The 6,945-nt window shown below is 56.8% G+C and carries 6 protein-coding genes; all 6 read left to right on the plus strand.

Features of this window, described 5'->3' with window-relative positions:
* Positions 1-1,374, plus strand: a complete 1,374-nt coding sequence (locus tag G494_RS0112330; protein WP_028584789.1) for a caspase family protein — start codon at positions 1-3, stop codon at positions 1,372-1,374.
* A 99-nt stretch (positions 1,375-1,473) separates the two neighbouring features.
* Positions 1,474-2,661 carry a DUF4384 domain-containing protein gene (locus tag G494_RS0112335; RefSeq protein ID WP_084456767.1) on the plus strand — a complete coding sequence of 396 codons (1,188 nt, stop codon included), beginning with the start codon at positions 1,474-1,476 and terminating at the stop codon, positions 2,659-2,661.
* Positions 2,662-2,722: 61 nt separating this feature from the next.
* On the plus strand, positions 2,723-3,325 hold the full coding sequence (locus G494_RS0112340; RefSeq protein WP_028584791.1) for an RNA polymerase sigma factor: 603 nt from the start codon (positions 2,723-2,725) through the stop codon (positions 3,323-3,325).
* Positions 3,326-3,343: 18 nt separating this feature from the next.
* Positions 3,344-3,943: a hypothetical protein gene (locus G494_RS0112345; RefSeq protein ID WP_028584792.1), complete on the plus strand. Its 600-nt coding sequence runs from the start codon at positions 3,344-3,346 to the stop codon at positions 3,941-3,943.
* A complete protein-coding gene (locus G494_RS0112350; protein WP_161629985.1) occupies positions 3,940-4,869 on the plus strand; it encodes an OmpA family protein in 930 nt (309 codons plus the stop codon). The genes G494_RS0112345 and G494_RS0112350 overlap by 4 nt, the downstream gene beginning before the upstream one ends.
* A 43-nt stretch (positions 4,870-4,912) precedes the next feature.
* On the plus strand, positions 4,913-6,945 hold a 2,033-nt coding region (locus G494_RS0112355), incomplete at its 3' end, for a WD40 repeat domain-containing protein (RefSeq protein WP_028584794.1).

Genomic DNA, 6,945 nt, shown 5'->3' on the forward strand with positions numbered 1-6,945 from the left:
ATGAGACTGAAAGGCTTTACAACCATTGTTCTTGCGGCTACCACCATCTTTGCCCTGGGCAGTTTTGCCCTGCCGCTGTCAGCAGCAGCGTCCTACGACAAAGACATTGAGGTACTCCCTTCCAACAACAATCAGGCCCTGGAGATCGCTATCAATGCGCACACCGTCCAGATAGGTCAACCGGTGTCCTTTACCTTTTCCTCCAGCCAGAGCGGTTATGTCTCGCTCTGGGATATCGGTACCTCCGGACGGGTCAGCAAGATCTTTCCCAATAAATACAGTGGCAACGGCATGGTGCAGAGTGGTCGGCGTTACGGAGCCGGTGGCGCCAATGATACCTTCTCCTTTCGGGCGAAGGGACCGGCAGGGATGGAAGATGTCTACCTGGTCTGGACCTCAACCCCGGGAGAACAGCCCAAGGATTTCAGCTATTCCTCGGCAAAAGATCTGGCCCGCGATCTGGAGGTCGTTGAGCGGCTTCCCGAGAATAATTGGGCCACGGCAAAGGTGAGTTTTGAGATAGTGGACGGAAGAGCACCCGTGGACACGGTCGCCCCTCCCGCCCCCTCGGCAGCTCCCGCGAGCAAGGTCTATATCCTGGCCATGGGGGCCAATGTGGTTCCGTTGACCAAGCCCAATCAGGATGCCAGAAACTTTAAGAATTCGATGCAGCAATTACTGCAGGTACCTGAGAGCCATATCCGCTTGATCGAGAATACCAGGAAAAGCCAGTTCCAGGGCGGGATGGAATGGCTGCGGCAGAGTGCCCGGCCCGGGGACCTGGTGTTGATCTTCTTCTCCGGACACGGCAGCACCATCAGGGACGATGACGGGGATGAGGCGGACGGGATTGAAGAGGGCTTCGTGATGCAGGATGCCCAGGATGCCCCCTATCCCTCTGCACGGCACCTGGTCCGAGACGATGAATTTGCCCGCTGGGTGAACAGTTTGGCCACCGACAAGGTCATCACCTTCATCGATGCCTGCCACAGCGGCGGTCTGCGTAAATCCTTCTCTGCCAGCCGCACCAAATTTTTTGTAGGCGGTGAGCTTGGTGCCCCTGCCTCCCCATCGCTTGCCAGTACCATGGGTACGGTGTTTGGCACCAAGTCCAAAGACATGGCAGGTGGTCTGGATGGTGGACGCCAGGTCAAGGGTTTGGTCTATGCTGCTGCCGAAGAAGATCAGGCTGCCTTGGAGACGGTGAGAGGAGGCTTGTTCATCACCAGTTTTCTGGAAGCACTCCGGAACGGCAGCGCTAACACCGACTTTAACCGCGTCTTTGCAGAAGCCAGGAGCAAGGTCTTAGAGAAAAGCAGACGTCAACAGTCACCGATCGCGGTGGGGGAGACGGATCTGGGTCAGAACCTCTAATACCCTGCACCGTAGACCAGTGGAGCGGGCCTGCCCGCTCATAACTGTCAATACCATCAATAACGCTACACTTATTATATCATCCAAGGAGGATACCCCATGAAAGTTACATCTCAAAATATGATCATTGCCCTGGCTGCAACGGCTCTCTTTATGAGCGCGATCCCCGCTGTTTACGCTGATATGGCGGTTCCGGGTCAGGCCATAAGCCGGGACCTCAGCGTGGAGCAACGGCCCATGACCGATCTGCAGGTTCCGCAAAGCGACCTGGCGGTAACGGCCTGGGTCGATCACCAGGATAATACCTATCGGGCAGGAGATACCGTCACCCTCAGCATCAAGCCCAATAAGGATGCATACCTGACCATCCTTGATGTGGGAACTTCCGGGAAGGTCCACATCATCTTTCCCAACCAGTTTCAGCAGGACAACAGGGTCAGGGCCGGACAGATTGTCCAGGTTCCAGGCAAGAAGCAGAACTTTGACTTCAGGGTCGGCGGACCGGTCGGCTCCGAGTTGATCAAGGTGATTGCCACCACTTCGGCCACACCACTGATCAAGCCCGGCCTTACCTCTCCGGCAGGCCCCTATAAGGCGGTCCATCAGAGCGCTGCTGCCCTGGCCAAGGACTTGAGTGTGGTCGCCCGTCAGGACACTGCAAATCAGTATGCCGAGTATAACAAGGTGATCAGGATCGTTGATGGTGCTGCCCAAACTGCTGCCTCTGCTGCTCCTGCTGTCCCTGCAACTCCTGTAATCCCTGCGGCAACAGGGGTAAGGCCTGCTCCTGCGGTTCCGGCGCTGGCGACCACCGGAACGGTTGCCGCTGCTGCGGTCGAGCTGCATCCTGAAAACGTTCCTTTTAGCCTGCACCTGCGTGCCGAAAAGAGTGTCTACCGTTACGGCGAAAAAGCGCGGATCATGGCGACTCCGGAAAAGGACTGCCGCCTGACCGTGCTCGATGTCGGCACCTCCGGCCAGGTGACCATCCTCTACCCCAATCGCTACCAGCAGGATAACAGGCTGCGGGCCGGTCAGACCGTGGTCATCCCCGGTGATGCGGCGGCGGTTGATTATGTGGTCGGCGGGCCTGAAGGGGTAGAGGCTCTGATTGGTATTTGCAGAACCGATGATCGTCCTGTATTCACAGGAGGGTATGATTTTCAGACCAACGTCTATCAGCCCTGGGGGAACAGTCAGGTGGTGGCCAAGGATCTGGCAGTAGTCCTTCAGGAGCCTGCCGGAACCCTGGCGCATACGGCGACAACCTTCCTGGTTACCAAGTAATGTACCCCTTGAACGGTCAGGTTGCCGGTCAACCTGACCGTTCAAGGTCCTGAGGAGAGATATGGCTGTTCCAAAAGATCACTATACCTACCTGAGCAACGGTGAACTGGTGGCGCTGTTAGCCTCCTTTGCCAAGCCAGGGCAGCGCAAGGGCAGCATCGAGAAACTCTATGATTGTTTTGCTCCCCAGTTTCATGCCTACCTCATCAGAAGAGGGTGCCCGAACAGCGATCGGGAGGAGATTATCCACGACAGTTTCGTCAAATTCATTCAACATCTCGACAAGCACCAGAAAAAGAAGGGCAACTATTGCCCGCAGCACCCCAAGGCCTATTTTCACGCCATCTTTCGCAACAGTTATAGTGCCTATCTGCGCAAACAGGAGCGGACCGTCAATCTGGTAGGGCTGGATGAGCTGTTGGCCTATGCTGTCGGTGCAGATGGCGAGGAGACCTTCAGCCTGCGGGAGACCTTTCGGAAACTGTACAAGGAATATACCCTGAGCAACCCTCTGTGCGTGTTTGCCTTTGAGCAGATCGCGCTCGAAGAGTTATCCCAGAAAGAGCTGGCTGTGATCATCGACAAGACCTACGGTGCCACCAGGCAGTTTGTCAAAACCTGCAGGGAGCGATTTATCAGCCTCTGGCAAGCGTGTACCTCTTGATTGATGAGGAGAACAGTGATGAGCAGAGAAGACGGGCGATGGAGCAAGGATGAGGAGGATTGGTGTGAAATATTGGCAGGAAAAGAGGTCGATGATGCCTCGGAAGAGAATCGGGAAGTGGGCGAGCAGTTGCGAGCGGCTATTCTTGCCCAGCATGAAGAGGCCCTGATGTCTGTTTCTCAAAAAGAACTCAAGCAGGGACGGGAACGTCTTCTCTTTCGGCTGCACAGGGAAGGACTGTTGAAGAAGGAACCGCGAAAAATGTCCCCCTATATCGGCCTGGCCCTGGCGGCCTCCTTTGCCCTGATGCTGGTGACCACTCCGATGTTGCAGCAGTTTCTGCCGGGTCGGCAGCTGCCGCTCTCCGGTCCTCAGCTGAGCAAACAGTTTGAGGCCCCCCAGGTTCTCTATGTGGCCGATCCCCAGGCCGCAGCGGCACGCTGTGCGGGGGAGTTGCAACAGCTCGGACTCGAGGTGGAAATCATCGATGAGGAGCTGAGTGTCATCCTGGTTGTGCAGTTGGCTGATCGTCCTCCCGGTGCGGAGGAACTGCTTAAGAAATGGGAGCTGGTTCCCACAGAGGCGGAACAGATTATTGTGGAGTTTATCAGAAAATGAAAAGAAAGAGTGGTCAATCCCTTGGTTTGAGTCTTGGAGTAGTGGCCCTGTTCCTTTTGCAGGCAGGAGCTGTGGTCCATGCTGATTGCCGTGATATTGTTGAACAGAGCCGCGGAGCGGCAGAAGAGCTGGATACGGTTGTCTTGAGTCGTCTCCATGACGAGGCCGCCTTTGATGATCACTGCAGCCACGCCTTTCGTCGATGGCTCGGTAAACAGCTCGCCATCGCCCATGTCAGTAGGGCCAGGCTCCAGTTGCAGGGTCAGGACAGGGCGGCGGCAGTCAGCTCCCTGGACAAAGCCCTGGCCGCTGACCGTTACTGGATGGCCCTGGCAATGATGGGGGATGTTGAGGCGGAGCAGAGGCAGTATGCCAGGGCCTCACTCTATTACCAGGAGGCCTTGGATGAGATCTCTGACAGGGAGGAGACGGTCACCCCTCCACCACCTGAGATCATCGGCAAGGTCTATAAAAAGGCGGAGCAGAGCAGGCTGCTGGCTGCCAGCTATGTGCACAGTCCGAGCAACAGGGCTGGTAAGGCCGGCGGGCTTGCCGGCCTCTCCTTTCGTGGATTTACCCCGAAGCAGGTGGCGATACCGGTTAGTTTTGTCTACGATTCCTCAACCTTTACCGCCAAGGGGGAAGAGGCTGTCAGCGCCCTGTTCAGGGAACTCTCCGAACAGGGACAGCCTGACATCACCCTGGTCGGCCATACCGATCCCATTGGCTCGGAGGCGTATAATGAACAGCTCTCTTTGCAGAGAGCAGAAGCTGTAGAGCGTTATCTGCGGGCAGCGAGCTATGGCGGCAGGATCCAGGTGGAGGCCCGGGGCGAGAGAGAACCCTATCAGCTTGCCGATGGGGCAGACTACAGTCAGGAAGAATGGTATCAGATGTGTCGCCGGGTTGAGCTGAAACGGCAATAGATGTTTTGGATGGCATCGTCCCGGAAGGGGAGGGGAGACTGGTATGAGGAGAGAGATAAATCGTTTTTGTGGTGTTGTTGCCCTTTTTATCCTGGGGGTGAGCCTCTTTTTGGCCGGTCCAGCCGGTCCTGCCGGCGCAGCAGGGCAGCCTCTTCTGAGCGTGGATAGCGGCGGGCATAAGGGTATCATCAGAGATCTGGTGGTCAGCTCGGATAACCGTTACCTGATCTCTGCCTCGGATGACAAGACCATCCGGGTCTGGGATATCAAGACCCGCAAGGAGGTGGCCAAGATCCTGGGGCAGATCGGGCCGGGCTCAGAAGGGAAGGTCTATGCCGTCGCCCTCTCTCCGGATGATCGCTGGTTGGCGGTCGGGGGCTATTTGGGGCGGTTTAGCGGCAAGAAAGCCAGAGCAGATGAAGAAGCCCATAAAGTTCGGATCTATGATTTTTCCAGCGGTAAACTGCATCGTCTCCTCAAAGGGCACACCAATGTGGTCAATGATTTGGTTTTTAGTGCGGATGGCAGCCTGCTGGCATCCGGCTCAGGGGACAAGACGGTCAAGCTTTGGAGGGTGGCGGATGACTTTAGTTTGGAGGCGAGCCTGGAGGGGCATCAGGATGATGTCTACGGTGTCCGATTTTTAGCCGACAAGCGAGTCGTTTCGGTTGGTGATGATGAGCAGCTGATTCTCTGGGAAGACGGCAGGCTAAAGAAGAGCTATAAACACAGCCATGATCTTGATTATATTGCCGTGGGCAAGGAGTGGCTGGCGGTATCCGGTGCTCAATCGGATAAGCAGATTCTTGTTTTTGACCATGAGCTCCGCCTCCACAAGACCATCAACAGCCCGACTAACCCGACGGGCCTCAGCTTCTCCCCAGATGGGGGCCAGCTCCTGGCTGGAACCGGCTCTGCTCCCTGGGGAGCCATCGTCTATGATGTGGCCGCTGATTTTCGTGAGCAGAGCCGCTTCAGCAAACATGACAATCTGGTTATGGCGACGGCCTTTCTGGCCGACAACACCGCGGTCACTGCCGGTGGAAATAATAAGGATGTCTACTTCTGGAAGAACGGCAAGGCGCTGGGCCATATTGGAGGCAGCGGCAGGGCCGTCTGGGCGGTGGGCCTTGATCGGGGCGGCCTGCACTGGGGTACGACCTGGAAACAGGGTGTAAAAAAACATGCCAATCCCCTGGAGCACCGTTTCGACCTGAGCAGCTTTACTGTCGGCGATTCAGATATCGCGGCCCAGAGAATGAAGACGCTTTATCAGGACTGGTCCCTGAGTCATCGTAAGGGAGGGGCATACGCATTTTCTGATGCCACGCTGGTGATCAGCAGGGCTGGGCAGGAAGAGGCGAGTATTATCCGGAAGACTTTCAATGGGTATCGGCATAGAGTTTACGGCTTTACGGGTGAGGGACTCATCATCTCGGGAGGGGGTAATGGCCATCTTGCTGCCTATAACCGGAAGGGGGAGGAGGTCGCTCAGTTCATTGGTCACACCAGTGAGGTCTGGTCCCTGGCCGTTGAAGGGGATCGGCTGCTGTCAGGATCTGCTGACCAGACCCTCAAACTCTGGGACCTGGGAGAGCTCAGCCAGGGCAAGAAGAAGATCTATCCCTTGCTCAATTTTTTCGCCGGTAGTGATGGCGAGTGGGTGGCCTGGTCCCGGTCCGGTTACTATACGGCCAGCGCCCAGGGGGACAAGTATGTGGGCTTTCACGTCAATGGCGGCCCGGGAAAAGCAGCCCGGTTTTATCCGGCCTCCCGTTTTCAATCCAGTCTCTACCGGCCCGATATCATCCAGGCCCTGATCCGCAGCGGCAGCGAGGAGGAGGCCATCCGGATTGCCGGCCGCTCACGGAGGACGGAAGTCGTGGATACCGCCTCGATTCTGCCGCCTCTGATCGAGTTGATCAAGCCAAGCCAGCTCCGACATCAGGTCCAGGGGGACCGGCTGGAGCTGCAGTGTCTGATCACCCCCCAGTCCAAGCATCCCATCACCGAGATCCAACTCCTGGTCAACGGCCGGCCCACCGCGGAAAGCAGGGCTCTGAAGCGGAGGAAAAC

It is taken from the genome of Desulfogranum mediterraneum DSM 13871, from assembly GCF_000429965.1.
In the GTDB taxonomy this organism is placed as follows: Bacteria; Desulfobacterota; Desulfobulbia; order Desulfobulbales; family Desulfobulbaceae; genus Desulfogranum; species Desulfogranum mediterraneum.